The organism is Pseudomonas sp. AC463 (assembly GCF_979253585.1).
The window spans coordinates 1-314 of record NZ_CEEDDZ010000365.1; the positions used below are offsets into that span (position 1 = coordinate 1).

1 pseudogene is annotated in these 314 nt (G+C 65.6%); it reads left to right on the forward strand.

The features are described from left to right. Positions 1 to 314 (forward strand): annotated as a pseudogene (locus AC0IYH_RS30550) (alkaline phosphatase family protein); the annotation flags it as partial.

Sequence of the window (314 nt, forward strand, 5' to 3'; positions counted from 1 at the left end):
GCGCACCTGCTGTACGACGGTGCAACGCAACCCAACTTCGTGCTGCGCTCGCGCATCGATAACCTGCTGCACGGCTCCTGCCGCAAACCGCATCACCCGTCCAAGGATGGTCTGCTCTGCGCGGATCGCCTGCTGGCCACCGCCCACGCACCGCACGAACGCCCTGCCCTGCTGATGCACAGCGGCGATCAGGTGTACGCCGATGACGTCGCCGGGCCGATGTTGCGTGCCGTCCACACGCTGATCGAACGCCTGGGCCTGTATCACGAGAAACTCGAGGGCGCGGTGGTCGAAGACAGCGCCGATCTCTACGT